The following is a 15,864-nucleotide window of genomic DNA, read 5'->3' on the forward strand; positions in this document are numbered from 1 at the left end:
CCATGGGATTGGTATACGCAGGCATGGAATTGATCAATAAGGATGATACGGCATTAGCCGGAAGGCATATGATCGGCGAGGAGGAAGTATGGCGCATCCATCCCAGAGTACAGGAACCTGTTGTGAACCCTGAGCACCCCAATTATGCTGTTTTAAAAATGAAGTAACAGCTCTGCATAGTTAAAAAAGAGCGGTATTAATAAAAGGATTTTTGATGAGCCGGTTAAAAGACATATTTGCACAAAAAGAGAAGAAAGTATTGAATGTATATTGCACGGCGGGTTTCCCCGGTGTGAACAGCACCCTGCCGGTTATGGAGGCCCTGCAGGAGAACGGGGCCGACATCATTGAGCTGGGTATGCCGTACAGCGATCCGCTGGCAGACGGGGAAGTGATCCAGAACAGCAGCACGATTGCCCTGGAGGGCGGCATGACCCTTTCCCGGTTGTTTGAACAGTTAAAAGAAATGCGTTCCCGGATCCGGGTTCCGGTAGTGCTGATGGGCTATATGAACCCGGTATTGCAATATGGCTTTGAAAGATTTTGCGCGGATGCAGCGGCCGCCGGTGTAGACGGACTGATCCTGCCGGACCTGCCGCCTTTTGAATTTGAAACCTCCTATAAAGCGATCGTAGATCAATACGGGCTTGACTTTATTTTCCTGGTAACCCCCGAAACCCCGGAAACGCGGGTCCGGAAACTGGATGCCCTCAGCAGCGGTTTTCTGTATGCGGTGTCCTCTTCTTCCACCACGGGTAATGCAAAGGATTTCACCGCCGTGGAACAATACCTGGAGCGCTTACAGGGATATCAGCTAAAAAACCCGGTGCTGGTTGGTTTTGGAATAAAGGATAAAGAAACATTTTCACGTGCCTGTAAATATGCAAACGGGGCGATCATCGGCTCTGCCTATATAAAAGCCCTGGAGGGTAAAACGGATGTAACTGCAGCTACCCATGAATTTATCAAAAACGTTTTGAACTGACCCGGTAACAAATTACCGGAAAAACATGCGTACCCGTCTGCGGCGACAGGAACTTTCCTTATTAATATTTTGCTAAAATAGAGCAAGATGCCGGATCGCCTGTGATGATGAATGCCGGAAAATCAATCGGTTATAACGGGCGCTACCGGTACAGGCAACGGATCGCCGGTTTTGTGCAATATTGTTTGGAGACGATGCAACAAATAAACCGTAATCTTGTTTTACAGAGAAGTATTCACCAAATGGCATTCAAAAAAATCACAGATCTAAATGAATAAAATCAGTCTTTTTCTTGCATTGATATTGCCGGTTTGCACGATGGCTCAAAAATTAACCATAACGGGCAATGTAGAAGGATTGCCGGATAACACGGCTGTAGTATTGATCGACCTGGAAAATGCTTCTGCCACACTGGGAGAAGCCAAATCCAAAGGTGGAAATTTTGTACTGTCCGGTAAGCTCGAAGCGCCGGCGATCCTGGGGCTGATGGTTGGTGATACCATGAAAACGGCTGTATTCCTTGGCAATGAAAATGTAAAAGTATCGGGATCGGTAAAAACAAAGATGGACGACTGGAAATTTACCGGCTCCAAAACGCAGGATGATTTTACGGAATTCCAGGATCTGTTTATCCCGAAATTTGAAAAGATCAACCAGTTGGGCATAGCGCTGCAATCAGGCATGGGCAGCGACAGCCTGAGCAATGCAATGAAAAGCCAGGTAGATGATATCCAGGAAAGCGTGGACCTGTTTATAAAAAAGCACCCGTCGTCCCCGGTAAGCGCCATGGCGATCTTGTCGACGATCGGTTTTACCGAGGATGTATCGCTCCTGGAAAAACGGGCAAATGCACTGACCCGGGAGGCAATGGGTACTGCCATGGGCGGGCAATTGAAGAAGGCCCTGGTAGATGCCCGGTTTAACGCTGTGGGAAGTGTTGCCACCGATTTTATGCAGAAAGATACCAGCGGTAAGGATGTTTCCCTGGCCCAGTTCCGGGGTAAATATGTGCTGGTGGATTTTTGGGCAAGCTGGTGCGGGCCCTGCCGCAGGGAGAATGTGAACCTGGTAAAGACCTTCAACAAATATAAAGACAGGAACTTTACGGTACTGGGCGTATCGCTGGATGAAGAGAAGGATCGCTGGCTGGCGGCTATAAAAAAGGATGAACTTGCATGGACGCAGGTAAGCGATCTGAAAGGATGGGAAAATGAAGTTGCCCAGAAGTACCGCATTACTGCCATTCCCCGAAACCTGCTGCTGGGGCCTGATGGAAAGATCCTGGCAAAGGACCTGCGCGGGGAAGACCTGGATGGTAAGCTGGAGGCGTTGCTGGGCAAATAAACGATTGCCGCGAGGATGCCGCCTGTGTATTTTGCACAGGTCCCGCTATGTGTTGCGATCAGCCAAACGGGGAATTGCTTTTTTATGGGACAGGCTGCTGACTACTGCTCTTCTCAAATTTTTCCGGAAAGCCCTGCCGCACCCGGTGGTTTCAGGGGCACCATACCGTTTTTTATAATAAGGGCGCGCACCGCGTAATATATTCATTATATTTAAACTATGAAATACTGGGCGATCCTTTTATGCTGTTTGTGGGTGAATTCGGGAAAAGCTCAGCAGCTGATTACCGGTAAAGTGATCATTAAGGGTGCAGGACAGCCCGTTCCGGGTGTAAGTATATTTATCAACAATACTTCTGCAGGCACCATTACTAAAGCAGACGGAAGTTTTCAATTGACAAATGCTCCGGAGGGAGACCTCATTGTTTCCAGTGTGAGTTATGAAACAGAGGTATATGCCGTTAAACCGGGGCGACAGCTGCTGAACCTGCATTTTGAATTGCGCCCAAGGGTAAAGGAGCTTGAAAATATAACAGTAGGAGGGTCTATTACAGAGACCTGGGAAAAATGGGGAGCTATATTTATGGAAGCCTTCCTGGGTACAACGCCCACCGGTAAAAGATGCGAGCTGAAAAATAAAAAAGCAGTCCGGTTCCGGTATTATAAAAATGAAAATATACTCCGTGCGGTTGCGGATGAACCGCTGAAAATTGTTAACCCCCGGTTGGGTTATAAAATACAATATGACCTGCAGGACTTTCAGATCAATTTTAATGAGCATCGTACCTATTATGCAGGTTATGCGCTGTTCAGGAGCAGTTCCGGCAGGGGCGTTGTAAAACAGGGCAGGCGAAATGCTTATTATGGGTCGCCGTTGCATTTTATGCGGGCGGTTTATGAGCATCGGCTGGATGAAGAGGGGTTCCGTTTGCGAAAGATGGTCCGTATCCCCAATGTGGAAAAAGAACGGGTGAAAGAGGTAAGACGTAAAATCATGGTCCTGAAAAATGAAGCCATCAGGGAAGATCGTCCATTTATTGAGTCTCCGGATTCTGTAACGTATTATAATAAGATCATGAGCCAGGCCGATTATAAAGATGCTTATGACACAGAGCATATGACCGCGGATAGCATTATTGTGGCCGGGAACGGCGCCAACCGGGTCCTGTATTGGAACGACTTCCTGGTTGTTACTTATATAAACGACCTGGAAGCCGTTGAATACCTGAAACAGATCGGGGAGCGGCGCGATCCGCTGTATCCAACCTCTTTTTTGCAGCTCAGGGAACCGCTTACCATTAACAGCCAGGGCAACTGGACGCCTCCTAAAGAGCTTATTTCTTCCGGTTACTGGTCCTGGAGCGACAAAGTGGGCAATATGCTTCCATTGGATTATGAACCCTGATCTTAATAAAAAAGATAACGGCTGATTATTAGGCAGTTTCCCGTCCCTGTGGAGCAGTATATCCGGGAGTGATTATGCTTCGATTGCCTTTTTGACCCATTGTTCATTTTCTGCATCAAAACAAACGAAGATGACTTTTTCAAGAGTACCGGGCTCTGTCAGGAAATCCTGAACCGCCCCGACGGCAATGGCCGCTGCTTCTTTTTTGGGATATCCGTAAATGCCGGTGCTGATATTGGGGAACGCAATGCTTCTGCAATGCCGGGCCACCGCCAGCTCCAGGGAGTTATGGTAGCAGGCATACAGTTGCGCTGCTTCCTGGTTCCGGCCATTGTTCCAAACGGGGCCTACTGTGTGTATTACATATTTTGCCGGCAGCCGGCCGGCTGTGGTCACCACCGCTTCCCCGGTTTTGCATTCTCCCTGCCTTGCAACGATCTTCCTGCACTCTTCCAGGATCTGCGGTCCGCCCGCACGGTGAATAGCGCCGTCTACCCCTCCGCCGCCCATCAAAGAGGAATTGGCTGCGTTTACGATTGCGTCCACATTGATTTTTGTAATATCGCCGGCGATCACTTCGATCATATGATTTTTGTTTTTGAGTGCCCTGTTATCCTATCCGGAGGCCGTTGGGCACCGGTTGCTCCGGTGAAAGCAGGGTAATGGTATTTTCATCGCCAACGGTGCCCAATACCAGACATTCGCTGTAAAAGTTGGCGATCTGCTTGGGCGGGAAATTTAAAACGGCAATGACCTGTTTCCCGGGCAGTGACTCAGCGCTGTAAAGCCTGGTGATCTGCGCAGAGGATTTGTAATGACCGTATGCTCCAAAATCGATGGTCAGCTTATAAGCGGGTTTATGCGCCTCTTTAAAGATCTCGGCATCTATGATCGTACCCACCCGCATTTCAATTTTTGTAAAGTCCGACCAGTTGATCGTTGGTTGTTCCTGCATATGCATTATTATTTGTGAATATGCGGAATATACGATAAAAGGGGCGAAGGCACAACAGCCTTTCCATTATTTTATTCCCGGGGATGGGTGGTTTCCGGGAATAGCGGTAGTTCTTTTTTACTGCCTCCCGGAAATTTCAGTACCCGGTCGCTATTTCATTTCTTCCGGGAAGCGGTCGCCTACCAGGTTCAGCAGGATACCGTGCTCCAGCAGGGCCTTCAGGTTGGCCAGCACCAGCGTAAAACCCTCAGTAGCGTCGCGCACCTGGGCCAGCAGCTGATCTGCGTCGCCTTTAAACCCGTTGTTTACGATACTTACAAAAGTTCTGGCTTCGTCAATGGCTGTAAAGGTCCAGGTTACGGTGGTTTGCACCCCCTGGTTGCCCCATTCGATCCCGATCTTTTTGTTCGCCTCAATGTGGGTCACTTTTACAGGAACGGTATGGTGATACATCTCCCAGGTCCATTCGATCATTTTTCCCGCTTCAAGCCTGCCGCTGCTTTTGGTAAACCATATTTGAGTAGTGATCGCCGGGTCAACAAAGGCTTCAAAAACCGCTGCAACGGGTTTGCGGATCAGCATTTCCGCCTTTGCAAAATTTTGTGTTGTGGTGGCCATAACGCTTTTTTATAAATGTACGCTTTTATTCAAAGATCTTCCGGCATCGTGCAAAGGAAGCATCAAAAGCTGGCCTTGCTGCCGGGTAACCGGTCATCCCATTGCGCCGTGGGGCATCAAAGGCAGTGCTATCCGGCGATGCCCGGGTAGCAGAAGCGCTTTTTTACGATCCCGGTCCCGGCTTTGGGCTCACCGGTTCCCGGGCAGCGGTTGCGATTGGTTCTCCGTTTTATGAATGGCGGCCAATAGCCGGAGCAGGTCTTCCGGGGTGATTACTGTGTTCACGCGAAAAAGCAGGTTGGCACCTGGCGAAAGAAAGACCAGCGCGGGGTAGCCGGCCGGTTTGTTGCCAAGAAGAAAAGCCGCCAGCTCATGTATGCCGGTGCCGGCTCCGGTAGGCCGGTAATAATACATACGTCCCATAAACCGGATGGGCCTTTTTTCTTCAGCGTTCACCTTAAGGAAGTAAAAGTAGCGGTGCAGGAAAGCGATCAGGTCCGGGTCCTTAAAGGTCGTCTCCTCCATCAGCCGGCAGTAACGGCACCAATCGGTGTACACAAAAATGACCACCGGCTTTGATTGCCGTTGCAATACACTGTCTGCCTTTTCCGGGGTACGCAGCTGTGCTGCCGGCTGCAGCGGGATAAGTAGCATCGCGGCAAAGAACCATTTTATATGTTGTTTCCTGCGCATGATTACCGGTTGTTCGAAAAGCGGGCAATACTCCAACGCATTCCTAAAAAACCGCGGATGCCCTGGTTGGGTGCATAAACATAGGAGGGATCAAAGCTTAACCCGTAGGGATTTTCGGACGTAACGGGCAGGTTGCCGCTGGCATCTGTATCGATCTTCCCGTCGCCATTGTAATCCAGTTTTTTATCAAAAGGATCATGCGCCCGCGCTATCAGGAACGGGTTGCCTTTGTCCGGGGTAAAGTTGAGCAGGTTTTTGATACCGCCATAAACCTCCAGCTGCCGGCCGATCTTTTTAGTGACCTGGATATTCTGTATGCTCCACCAGGGCGCCATTCCCGACCGCGGATCCGTGGCGCTTAAAAGGGGAAGCCGCATGGGGCTGTACAGGTTGCCGGTATAGTCAATACTCCACTCGTGTTTTGCAAACCGGTAGCCGATATTCCAGACGCCGGTGAATTTTTCGGTGAACAACTGACGTTTTTTGATACCGCCTTCCTTGCTGTAAACATCCATATAAGTGGCGCCGGTCAGGAGCTTCAACCCCCGGGTCAGGGATACATCCAGATTGAGCGATGCGCCCCGTGAAACCGCGTATCCGCCCAGGTTCTGGTAGCGGATCTCATCCGGGTCGCTTTCATAATCGGCAATGATCTTATTGGTAAAGAAGGTATAGAAGGCTGTAGCGTCGATGCCGATAAATCCACCGGCGATAAAGATCTTTTTCACAAAGTTGATATTGCCGTTCCAGGAGGTCTCGGGTTTTAAGGCTTCGGCAAAAACAACCTCCCGTGCCCCGGTAAGTGCAGCATGATCTTCCGTAAAAACCTGTGCCACGCGGTAGCCGTTGCCAATGCTGAACCGCAGTGTGTTGTTCTTGTCCGGCGAGTTCCATTTGTAGTTCAGGCGGGGGGTAAGCACGTGGCCGTGTACGGAATGATGATCGTACCTCAGGCCCGCCAGGAGTTTATTGTTTTCATTAAGCGTGAGCTCGTCCTGCACAAACAGGCCCGGGAGCCAGGTCCGCTCCGGCTGGTTCCGGATCTGCCCGTTGTGCGGTTGCGCCGTGCCTGGTGTATTGTCATCGTAATCCGTAATGCGCAGTGCAGCGCCGGCGGTCAGGTCGTGTGTGCGGGTGGCTTTGTTCCAGGTCAGCTGGAGAAAGCCGATGTTTTGCCGGGCATTAAAGAGGGTGGTTCCATAAGCACTGTTCTGATCATGACCATTGGCGCTGAACCAGAGCAGGAGCTTCTCCGGCAACGGTAATTCATATAAACCAAAAAGCTCCCAGCGTTTGGTATAGATGCTTTCGCCATAGATGCTGTCACCGCCCCGGAAATGCTGATTCCAGTTCATTTCTCCTCCCCACCGGTTCTCCTGCACGTAACGGGCAGCCATGGTCAGGACGCGCTGTGAGGGGCGGCTGATCTCCCATTTTGTAAAACCGGAGAAACGGTTTTGCAGGGTGACATCGGTAAAGCCGTCATGGTTATGGTCCGCGGGAGCACTGTAATTAAAATAATTGATCCCAGCCATACCCCGTGCATGGCAGCCGGCGCGAAAACTGGTAGCCAGGTCGGCATTGACCTCCCGCCAGGAAGTGGCAAATACATCCGCCGCAATTGCGGGCGTATTTCCAGGCTTGTGTGTTATGATATTTACCAATCCTCCTACAGCTTCGCTGCCATAAAGCGTGGAAGCCGGACCCTTTACGATCTCTACGCGCTCGATCAGCGATTGCGGAATACCGCTTAGCCCGTAAACGGTGGAAAGACCGCTTACAACAGGCATTCCATCGATCAGGATCATGGTATAGGGCCCTTCGAGACCGTTGATATGTATATCGCCGGTATTGCAAATATTGCAGTTCAGCTGGGGGCGCACCCCGTTGATGTTTTGCAGGGCATCAAAAAGTGAGGGCGTGGGGTTGGCCTTAAAATACCGGGAGGTGTACACTTCAACCGGAACAGGGCTGTCCTGGCGCGAAACGGCTTTCAGGGTTCCGGATATGACCACTTCCTGCATTTCCGGTGATGCCTGCTCCAGCTGTATGACCAAAAGCGTATCGCTTTGAAGCCGGACCATCGTGTCCTTTTTCTTATATCCGGTTGCTGTAATTTCCAGCATAATCGTGCCCGGGGGTAAATGAGCCAGCTGAAAACGGCCATTGCTGTCGGCCCTTGTGGCGGGGTACTGCTCCGGCCGGACCGTTGCATGCGGAACGGGCTGTGCCTGGTGGGTAATGACCCCGTTCAAAACAAATTGGGCATTTCCCGCAATGGAGCAGAGAAGGAGTACTAAAAGGATACCGGAGATTTTCTTTTTCAATATACTTACTTTTTATTTTCTATATGCGAAATTATAAAAGTTAGATTAATCTAACTTTTATTTTTAGATTTTTTTGTTAGTTTTGATGAATGTTGTCCAATACGGAAGAGAATTATCTGAAAGCGCTGCTTTATTTGACCACGGATGAAGCGGGAAAAAAGGAAGCCGGCACCAACGACCTGGCCGCACACCTGGGATTAAAACCGGCTACGGTAAATGATATGCTGAAGCGGTTGAAAGAGAAGGCGTATGTGAGCTATAAAAAATATGGAAAGATCACCCTTACCCGGGCGGGGCGGGACATTGCTGTATTTGTCATGCGTAAGCACCGGTTATGGGAAACCTTCCTTTGTGAGGTGCTGGCGTTCAGCTGGGACGAAGTGCATGAGGTGGCCGAGCAGCTGGAGCACATCCAGTCCGACAAGCTCACCGAGCGGCTGGATAAATTTTTGAATTATCCGGATTATGATCCGCACGGCGACCCCATTCCCAAACCCAATGGAAAAATGCCACCCCGGGCTACAACCTTGCTGTCGTCTGTGGCCATTCAGCAATCCTGTACCGTGGCGGCGGTAAAAGATACTTCCTCTGTTTTCCTGCAATACCTCGAGCAGTTGTCGATCGGTATCGGTACAAAGATCAGGGTGATGGAGAAGATCTCCTTCGATGGGTCGGTGATCCTGCAGGTGGGGAAAGAGAAGATCACCGTATCGGAAAAATTTGCAAATAGTTTATTGGTGGATTGAAAGGACGGGTTTCACGTTGGGATCCGTTTTTATGCTCGGTGTGCTTTTCGGGGTTTAAAGTTCCACGTTTAAGGGTCAATGTTCCAGCGGATCCGTGCGATGCTCAATGCGCATTTTGCAATTGTTTCAATTGGTTGAATATGGTTGAAGATTGTTTAAAGACTGATCGCTGAAGGCCAATAGCCGTCGTATAACGTCTGTAGAATACCGACCAGAGGCAAGCTCATCGAACCGGAACGGCATCCACATTTTCAAATTCTCACATTGCCTCATTTCCAAATCTCATCCAGCGCTTCACTGATCGTGGGGTATTGAAAAGTAAAGCCCGCCGCCTGTAATTTTTTTGGGATCACCCACCGGCTTTTTAATACCAGCTCTGTTTCCGTACCGATCAGTTTGGCACCCAGCTGCAGCAGGCATTCGGGAGAAGAGAAATACACCAGTGGCCGGATCCGGCTCCTTAATTGTTGCATGAACTGTTTGTTGAGGACCGGGAACGGGGCCGAGGTATTATAGACCCCTTCAAGGGCAGGGTGCTCCATAATAAACCGGATGATCCGATATACATCCGCTATATGGATCCAGCTGAATACCTGCTTGCCGCTGCCCTGTACGCCGCCCAGCCCGTACCGGACAAGACGGGTGTAGGGGATCATTACCCCGCCGCCTTTTCCCAATACGATGGCGGTTCGCAGGGCTACTTTTCGGGTGCGGGGTGTAGCCCGTTCAAAAAAAGCCTGCTCCCAGGCTTTGGCCACGTTCACAGAGAACCCGGTGCCGATCTCTCCATGGGCTTCATCCATCGGCCGGTCTTCTGCGTGCCGGTAGATGGTGGCCGTGCTGGAATTGATCCATAGCAGCTTTGTCGTCTGCACCCGGGATCCGAGGATCTCCTGCTTATTGGCTTCCGTGTAACGGCAATCGACAGACCTGCCGGCCAGATTGATGAGCGCATCAGCTCCTTCAAGCGCTGCCCGTATTTTATTTTCTTCGGACCAGGTAATGAAGGCGGCATTCCTGGCGATCAGCAGTACCTCGTAGCCCTCTTCCCGGAACCGTTTCACCAGGTACTGGCCGATAAACCCGGTACCGCCTGCAATGATTATTTTTTGTTTCATACTGTATTTTTGTGAATTTAAGGTATAGGATCCTGGTGTTGCTCCGTGGCTGGAATGAAACCGAAAAGGATGTCAGGGCCTTTACAGGGTTTATTTCCCTGCGTTCTTTATGTGTTCCCTGAGCCTTTGCGGTGGTTGCGGGATTTTGCTTTTAATACCCGGCTGCCCAGCTGTACCGGCTCTAAGTCCGGGGCAGATTGGTCTCTGTGATAAACGGTGCGCTGATCCTTCTTTGTTTGGCGATCTTTTTGCCGCGGAAGAACAGATACATATTCAGGAAAAGCATGATGCCGAGGTAGATGCTAAAGCCGCCGATCTTTACGCTCAGCGCCTCGATGGCTGCCTGCGGGGTTTCCAAGTGGCCGGTGATCTCCAGGATATAAAGCCCGAACCCCAGGTTGAGCAAATAAAAACCGATCCTGAAAAGGGTGTTGGTAGCAACGGCTATTTCATCGCGCCCGTTAAAAATATCCTTCATATATACCAGGCTGTTGCGAAACAGGCTGTGGGCTACATAAAAGGTAAGAAGGATCACTACCGGCAGGTAAACCAGGTACGCTATAACGATGAAGTCTTTCATGATGATATATTTTATGATGAATAATGGAGTACTCTTTTTGAAAGAATATAAACGAGCAGCATATTGAAATAGTGGGTCACTGCGAGGATGCCCACCAGTATGCCTGTTTTCCCGGCTATAGAAGCGATCAGCATTTGCAGGTTCTGTACCGCCTGCCAGTTGCTGAATTGTACGATGGCATAACCGGTATTGAACAGGTAATAAGCGGTCAGGATGATGTTGTTGGTAGCATCTGCCTGCGCCGCATGACCCAGAAAGATCCTCAGTATGAATACCCTGCCGTTTTTGTGAAACAACCGGCCCACCCAATAGATGATATAGATGGTAATTGCGGCGTAGATAATATAGGCAGGGATATTATAGTTCATGGCTATGCGATGAGTTTCAGTAATTTTAGCAGGAGCTCCCCACGGGTGGAGGTAGCTACCCGCTCTACCAGCGTACTGAGCTGGTCTGTAAATGTTTGTATATCATGAATGGTCTGGTGCAGCGCTTTCCCTTCGGCTGATTTATCCTTTTTTGTTTCTGCTTCCAGTTCGGTTAACACGCTCAGGGCGGGATCAATTTCCTTTTGCTTGCGCATCAGGGCTATTTTCAGCGCCCATTTCCAGATATCCTTTTCTGCTACAAAATATTCTTTGCGGTCTCCGGCGATCACCTTTTTATAAATGATGCCGTAATCCAGCAGCTGACGGAGGCTCATGTTCGCATTGCCGCGGGAGATGGTCAGTGCCTCCATGATGGTATCGGTAGAAAGGGGATCGTCCGAAACGAGCAGCAGCGCCTGTACCTGTGCCACTGATTTGTTGATGCCCCACTCAGAGCCCAGGGCGCCCCAGGTATCGATAAATTTTTGTTTGGATACGGTCAGGTTCATTTGTTTTCTTTTCGGGTGTAAAGATATATGTATTTATTGAATTTTCAAAAAATATTGAAAATTAAATAAATATTTCCTTTCCTGGCCTTATTCCGGCAGTTCCGGGTGCAAAGCGAGGCCGGTCCGGTATATCTGTAAGAGATCCTTCTTGAGAAACTTTTATGGGGCAGGGATCAGGCTGAATACTCCGGCAACAACCGGAGCATCAGTGCTTTTACCAGCTCCACATCTTTTTCGCTGGTCCTGAAATTGACAAAAGCTGCCCGGATCCCGGCTTGCTCTTTATAGTGGGTTTGGGTCATGAATACTTTTCCCGTTTTGTTCAATGCCGAAAGGAACGCTGTTACTTTTTGCGGATCGCTCTCAGAACCGGAAAGCGAGAAGCATACCGTATTGAGACGTACCGGGGCCAATAACCGGAGCTCCGGCCGTGATTCGATAAAGGCACCAAAGTCGGTTGCCTGCCGGATGCTGTTCTCCACGATGTGGCGGTATCCTTCGCGCCCGTATGCATGGAGTGTGAACCATACGGGGAGGGCCTTTAGCCGCCTTGAATTTTCCGGCAAAAGATTGAGGTAGTTGAATTGTTCAAGGGGGTCGCCCAGGTAGGGCGCATTGGAGTTTTGGAAGGTGGCTACCTGAAGCATCCGGTACCGGTCTTTTACAAAGAAGACCGCATTTTCATAAGGTACATTCAGCCATTTATGACAGTCAACCGTAATGCTGTCGGCCTGTTCCCAGTCCTTCAGCAGGTGTTGATGTGCATCCGAAAGGATGGCGAATCCGCCAAATGCGGCGTCAATATGCCACCAGAACCGGTATTTATCCCTTAAGGCCGCGATCGCAGAAAAGTTGTCAAAATCAACAGTATTGACAGTCCCGGCGCTTGAGATCAGGATGAACGGCGCACCGTTCAGCTGCCGGATCTGTTCCTCAAGATCGTGGGTATCGATGGCTTCGCGGTTGTCGGGCAGGGTCTTTACAGGCCTAATATTGCTGCTTCCCATGCCCAGCATGGCCAGTGATTTTACGGAGGAGGAGTGTGGGGTTGCGGTAAGAACATGCATCTTTTGTGCAATACCTTCCCGGGCGATATCTACCCCCGATTGCTTGCCCAGCCATTGCCTTGCCACTGCCAGGCAGGTAAAGTTCGACATGGTGGCGCCGGTTACAAAGCCTCCGGTAAAGTCACCGGGCAGTGCCAGGAGCTCCCGCAAAAGGCCCACCGTTTCCAGTTCAATGGCGGCGGAAATATCCCCGTCGCCTTTTATGATCTGGGTATTCTGATCGTAAATGGTGGTCAGCCAGTCGCCCGCAACTGCAGCGGGAGTGGTTCCTCCGGTCACGAAGCCCCAGTAGCGCGGACCCGAAGCCGCCACCATGGCTGATTCCCAACGGTCATTGAATTTTTGTAAGGTGTCAATGGTTCCGATCCCTTTATCGGGCATCGCAGCAGTTGCAGCGGTCTTCATGACAGTTGAGGTGGGGCGCCCGTTTATATTTTTCAGGTAATCCAGCCCCTGTGCGCTTACCAGCTGAAATATTTTTTCCAGTGAGGAAAGATCTCCTTGCAATAGTTTGTTCATGATCCTGTAAATGTAGGATAAAACCCCGCTCTGCGGTGCACAGATCCTTAAACCTTAGAAGCTGTTTAAAAACGATCCGGGAGCATCCGTATAACCATTAGAAGGTACCGGCTTTTTATCGCCGCTACTTAGGGAGTCGCTGTAGCCGTCATCTATAAAAAGCGGGGTTAAGCGATCATTTTAGCAAAAGAGGCATNGCCTCGAAAGATCCGGCAAGAACGGGTTTCAACCCGTTTATACGTTCTTAACAGCTTCTTAGACGACGGGCCCCAGCCTGTCATATCGATAAAGACAGAACGGAAGGGCCTTTATAGTTCTTCAGACGGGACGGGATCCTGAACCGGCTGTTCTTTAAACAGCACTATAAAGATCAGCATGCACGCCACCGCCATGGCAGCGGGCGACAGCCATACGTAACGCCAGTAGGTGGTGCCTTCATATGCTTTCAGTGCCTCGGAAATAAGCCCGGCAACCCAAAAGCCGATCAGCATGCCGATCCCGTACATGGCTACCGTTACCAGCCCCTGGGCGGAGGAGCGGTATTGATCGCCCGCAATGCTGTCGGTATAGATCTGTCCGACCACAAACATAAAATCATAACAGACGCCATGCAGGACGATGCCAAGGATCAGCATAAAGGCCAGGTCCTGCCCGTTGCCATAAGCGAAGAGCAGGTAACGCAATGCCCAGGCGCCGATGCCGATCAGCATCATTTTCTTGTACCCGAGCCGGGCAAAGAAGAAGGGGATCAGCAGCAGGCATAAGATCTCTGAAAGCTGCCCCAATGCCATTTTTGCCGTTGGATTGGGCAAGCCGGTTGCCACCAGGAACGGATTGGCGTGCTGGTAATAAAATGAAATGGGAATGCAAATGATGATAGCCGTAAGAAAAAATACCAGGAAGCTTTTTTGTTTTAACAGCTTCAGCGCCTGTAACCCCAATGCGTCGCCCCAGTAAAAGGGCTGATCTTTTTTCAAGGGCGGTGTAGCCGGAAGCAGGAAGCAAAGAAGACCGAGGGCTACGGAGCAGGCAGCCCCCAGCAGAAACGTGTTTTGCAATGCCCCGGCGGCAACGGCACCTTTTGAATCCCAATGGAACCCATAGCTGATGGCAAAGCCGGCCACCATCCATCCGGCGGTGCCCACCAGGCGTATGAGCGGATATTGTTTTTTGGGGTTGCGGAGATTTCTGAAACAAACCGAGCTGGTAAGGGCAAGGGTCGACATATAGGCGATGAAATAAAAAAGCACATAAGGGTAGAGGCTGGCGGCATTATCGGCCCGGTACATCATCAATAACAATCCCGCGCCCAGCAGGTGCAGTACGCCCATCACCCGCTCCGCATTGAAGAACCGGTCGGCAATAAAACCGATGAAGAACGGGGCTGCTACGGCACCCAGCGACTGCGTAGAGAAGATGCTGGAAATTTCCAATGGAGAGGCGCCCAGGTTGTTTTTCAGGTACGTGCCCAGGGTGACGAACCAGGAGCCCTTCATGAAAAATTCAAGGAACATCATCAGGGACAGTTGCAGGTGCAGCGATCGTTTCATATAACAGCGGCTATTGAGTGTTTAAAACCTGAAAATAAGGTTGTTTTTTTAGTTTTCAAAGGAAGAAACACCTGGTTTGATGTGCAAATACAGGAACGGCAGCCCGCCAGGGCTATTTACCCGTCATTTAATCCCGGTCACTCCCAAGAATAAAAGATGCTATTGAACAGCGGGTAATTGCGTACGGTCAATATTCCGGGCAACAGGCTGGCGGGCGCTGCCAATGGTCGTCTGCCAGGATCAGCATTTATTGATAAAGTCCCCGGGATCCGCGTTCTAATGGACGACCCCGGATCAGCGGAAATAAAGAGTAGCGGCATTAAGAATGCCATTTTAAATGCCCTTGCTCCGGCCAATGCAGACAAATGGCTATCTTTAAAAAGGGTTGCTAAAATCAGAACGATGAAAATGAAATGCTTTTTGATCGCAGCATTGCTGACCAGCCAGGTGTTGCAGGCGCAATCGAATATTCCGCCTGGAGACCTGGACAGTCTCAATGATTGTATGAGCGAAGTAGTGGCCGATTCTGAACTGCCCTACTCGTATCTTGGAAATATATATATGATGGTTGCCGATCTGCAGGCAGGACAACCGGTAACACTGCACATGCTTAAATTCAATGAAGGCAAGGTTGATACGCTTGAAATAAAGCCGTCAAAGCACCTGGACCGGGCAAGATCAAAGCTCGCAAATCTCCGGACCGCAAAACGGGCGACACTCATTGCTCCTTTTATTTTTCTTGAAGATCCCAAAAAAGGAGTGAACGGTAATATCCTGATATATGATATTGTTTTAAACAGGCTGTTCCAGTGCTTGTTTAAGATTAACGTGAGTTCGACAAGATTTAGGCAGCAATAGCGATCCAAAAGTTTCGTTTATGCGCTTTGAAGGTAGGTTTGATATCTCTGAAGTTATATGCGGCCAGGCAGGCAAGCATGTTATTAAATCCATTGTCCACACTACGATGCCGGGTGTGCCACAAATCCTGAAAGTCCTTTAGTAAATCAATCACTGTTTCTATCAAAGCTCTTCGCTTCAACATAAACTTTTCTTTGATGGTCAATAGTTTATTTTTCATATT

General features: G+C 49.9%; 18 protein-coding genes. 6 read left to right on the top strand and 12 right to left on the bottom strand.

What is annotated here, in order from left to right; translation table 11 throughout:
* Nucleotides 1-2 precede the first annotated feature (2 nt).
* The 4 genes from B160_RS31675 (at nt 3) to B160_RS0113550 (ending at nt 3,733) form a co-directional block, all read left to right on the top strand.
* Complete coding sequence (locus tag B160_RS31675) at nt 3-167, top strand: hypothetical protein (RefSeq protein ID WP_018628458.1); 165 nt, start codon at nt 3-5, stop codon at nt 165-167.
* 47 nt (nt 168-214) lie between these two features.
* Nucleotides 215-985, top strand: a complete 771-nt coding sequence (trpA, locus tag B160_RS0113530; RefSeq protein ID WP_018628459.1) for a tryptophan synthase subunit alpha — start codon at nt 215-217, stop codon at nt 983-985.
* A 270-nt stretch (nt 986-1,255) separates the two neighbouring features.
* Entirely contained in the window at nt 1,256-2,329 is a 1,074-nt protein-coding gene (locus B160_RS30670) for a TlpA disulfide reductase family protein (protein ID WP_018628461.1), read from the top strand.
* A gap of 219 nt (nt 2,330-2,548) precedes the next feature.
* The gene (locus B160_RS0113550) at nt 2,549-3,733 is read left to right on the top strand and encodes a carboxypeptidase-like regulatory domain-containing protein (RefSeq protein ID WP_018628463.1); all 1,185 of its coding nucleotides are present in this window, start codon (nt 2,549-2,551) and stop codon (nt 3,731-3,733) included.
* 72 nt (nt 3,734-3,805) lie between these two features.
* Here B160_RS0113550 and B160_RS0113555 read toward each other — a convergent pair whose 3' ends face one another.
* The 5 genes from B160_RS0113555 to B160_RS32400 all read right to left on the bottom strand — a co-directional run bounded on the left by B160_RS0113555 (nt 3,806) and on the right by B160_RS32400 (nt 8,326).
* Nucleotides 3,806-4,318 (bottom strand): O-acetyl-ADP-ribose deacetylase, encoded by a 513-nt coding sequence (locus tag B160_RS0113555; protein ID WP_018628464.1) that lies wholly within the window; start codon nt 4,316-4,318, stop codon nt 3,806-3,808.
* 25 nt (nt 4,319-4,343) lie between these two features.
* Nucleotides 4,344-4,688 carry a tRNA-binding protein gene (locus B160_RS0113560; protein ID WP_018628465.1) on the bottom strand — a complete coding sequence of 115 codons (345 nt, stop codon included), beginning with the start codon at nt 4,686-4,688 and terminating at the stop codon, nt 4,344-4,346.
* 150 nt (nt 4,689-4,838) lie between these two features.
* Complete coding sequence (locus tag B160_RS0113565) at nt 4,839-5,306, bottom strand: SRPBCC family protein (protein WP_018628466.1); 468 nt, start codon at nt 5,304-5,306, stop codon at nt 4,839-4,841.
* 189 nt (nt 5,307-5,495) lie between these two features.
* The gene (locus B160_RS30675; protein WP_051107173.1) at nt 5,496-5,999 is read right to left on the bottom strand and encodes a thioredoxin family protein; all 504 of its coding nucleotides are present in this window, start codon (nt 5,997-5,999) and stop codon (nt 5,496-5,498) included.
* Nucleotides 6,000-6,001: 2 nt separating this feature from the next.
* Nucleotides 6,002-8,326 (bottom strand): TonB-dependent receptor, encoded by a 2,325-nt coding sequence (locus B160_RS32400; protein ID WP_018628468.1) that lies wholly within the window; start codon nt 8,324-8,326, stop codon nt 6,002-6,004.
* Nucleotides 8,327-8,415: 89 nt separating this feature from the next.
* Between B160_RS32400 and B160_RS0113580 the strand changes: the two genes are divergently transcribed.
* Nucleotides 8,416-9,072: a metal-dependent transcriptional regulator gene (locus B160_RS0113580; RefSeq protein WP_018628469.1), complete on the top strand. Its 657-nt coding sequence runs from the start codon at nt 8,416-8,418 to the stop codon at nt 9,070-9,072.
* Nucleotides 9,073-9,341: 269 nt separating this feature from the next.
* Here the strand turns inward: B160_RS0113580 and B160_RS0113585 are convergent, their stop codons facing one another.
* The 6 genes from B160_RS0113585 to B160_RS0113610 all read right to left on the bottom strand — a co-directional run bounded on the left by B160_RS0113585 (nt 9,342) and on the right by B160_RS0113610 (nt 14,783).
* Nucleotides 9,342-10,190, bottom strand: coding sequence for a TIGR01777 family oxidoreductase (locus B160_RS0113585; RefSeq protein ID WP_018628470.1), 849 nt, complete (start codon nt 10,188-10,190; stop codon nt 9,342-9,344).
* Between the two features lie 181 nt (nt 10,191-10,371).
* Complete coding sequence (locus B160_RS0113590) at nt 10,372-10,770, bottom strand: hypothetical protein (RefSeq protein ID WP_018628471.1); 399 nt, start codon at nt 10,768-10,770, stop codon at nt 10,372-10,374.
* 11 nt (nt 10,771-10,781) lie between these two features.
* Entirely contained in the window at nt 10,782-11,138 is a 357-nt protein-coding gene (locus tag B160_RS0113595) for a hypothetical protein (protein WP_018628472.1), read from the bottom strand.
* 2 nt (nt 11,139-11,140) lie between these two features.
* Nucleotides 11,141-11,647, bottom strand: a complete 507-nt coding sequence (locus tag B160_RS0113600; RefSeq protein ID WP_018628473.1) for a GbsR/MarR family transcriptional regulator — start codon at nt 11,645-11,647, stop codon at nt 11,141-11,143.
* A 173-nt stretch (nt 11,648-11,820) separates the two neighbouring features.
* Nucleotides 11,821-13,233 (bottom strand): pyridoxal phosphate-dependent decarboxylase family protein, encoded by a 1,413-nt coding sequence (locus tag B160_RS0113605; RefSeq protein ID WP_040679875.1) that lies wholly within the window; start codon nt 13,231-13,233, stop codon nt 11,821-11,823.
* A 308-nt stretch (nt 13,234-13,541) separates the two neighbouring features.
* Entirely contained in the window at nt 13,542-14,783 is a 1,242-nt protein-coding gene (locus tag B160_RS0113610) for an MFS transporter (protein ID WP_018628475.1), read from the bottom strand.
* A 402-nt stretch (nt 14,784-15,185) separates the two neighbouring features.
* On the opposite strand from B160_RS0113610, the gene B160_RS0113615 reads away from it, so the two are divergent.
* On the top strand, nt 15,186-15,641 hold the full coding sequence (locus B160_RS0113615) for a hypothetical protein (RefSeq protein ID WP_157558055.1): 456 nt from the start codon (nt 15,186-15,188) through the stop codon (nt 15,639-15,641).
* Here B160_RS0113615 and B160_RS29115 read toward each other — a convergent pair.
* The coding region (locus B160_RS29115) for a transposase (RefSeq protein WP_018628477.1) at nt 15,628-15,864 on the bottom strand (237 nt) is incomplete at its 5' end. The genes B160_RS0113615 and B160_RS29115 overlap by 14 nt on opposite strands.

The sequence above is a fragment of the Niabella aurantiaca DSM 17617 genome (genome assembly GCF_000374125.1).
In the GTDB taxonomy this organism is placed as follows: Bacteria; Bacteroidota; Bacteroidia; order Chitinophagales; family Chitinophagaceae; genus Niabella; species Niabella aurantiaca.

Bases quoted from the DNA above. Each gene is read 5' to 3' on its own strand.
- B160_RS31675 (WP_018628458.1), top strand. From the start codon at position 3: ATGGGATTGGTATACGCAGGCATGGAATTGATCAATAAGGATGATACG.
- trpA (WP_018628459.1), top strand. From the start codon at position 215: ATGAGCCGGTTAAAAGACATATTTGCACAAAAAGAGAAGAAAGTATTG.
- B160_RS30670 (WP_018628461.1), top strand. From the start codon at position 1,256: ATGAATAAAATCAGTCTTTTTCTTGCATTGATATTGCCGGTTTGCACG.
- B160_RS0113550 (WP_018628463.1), top strand. From the start codon at position 2,549: ATGAAATACTGGGCGATCCTTTTATGCTGTTTGTGGGTGAATTCGGGA.
- B160_RS0113555 (WP_018628464.1), bottom strand. From the start codon at position 4,318: ATGATCGAAGTGATCGCCGGCGATATTACAAAAATCAATGTGGACGCA.
- B160_RS0113560 (WP_018628465.1), bottom strand. From the start codon at position 4,688: ATGCAGGAACAACCAACGATCAACTGGTCGGACTTTACAAAAATTGAA.
- B160_RS0113565 (WP_018628466.1), bottom strand. From the start codon at position 5,306: ATGGCCACCACAACACAAAATTTTGCAAAGGCGGAAATGCTGATCCGC.
- B160_RS30675 (WP_051107173.1), bottom strand. From the start codon at position 5,999: ATGCGCAGGAAACAACATATAAAATGGTTCTTTGCCGCGATGCTACTT.
- B160_RS0113580 (WP_018628469.1), top strand. From the start codon at position 8,416: ATGTTGTCCAATACGGAAGAGAATTATCTGAAAGCGCTGCTTTATTTG.
- B160_RS0113585 (WP_018628470.1), bottom strand. From the start codon at position 10,190: ATGAAACAAAAAATAATCATTGCAGGCGGTACCGGGTTTATCGGCCAG.
- B160_RS0113590 (WP_018628471.1), bottom strand. From the start codon at position 10,770: ATGAAAGACTTCATCGTTATAGCGTACCTGGTTTACCTGCCGGTAGTG.
- B160_RS0113595 (WP_018628472.1), bottom strand. From the start codon at position 11,138: ATGAACTATAATATCCCTGCCTATATTATCTACGCCGCAATTACCATC.
- B160_RS0113600 (WP_018628473.1), bottom strand. From the start codon at position 11,647: ATGAACCTGACCGTATCCAAACAAAAATTTATCGATACCTGGGGCGCC.
- B160_RS0113605 (WP_040679875.1), bottom strand. From the start codon at position 13,233: ATGAACAAACTATTGCAAGGAGATCTTTCCTCACTGGAAAAAATATTT.
- B160_RS0113610 (WP_018628475.1), bottom strand. From the start codon at position 14,783: ATGAAACGATCGCTGCACCTGCAACTGTCCCTGATGATGTTCCTTGAA.
- B160_RS0113615 (WP_157558055.1), top strand. From the start codon at position 15,186: ATGAAAATGAAATGCTTTTTGATCGCAGCATTGCTGACCAGCCAGGTG.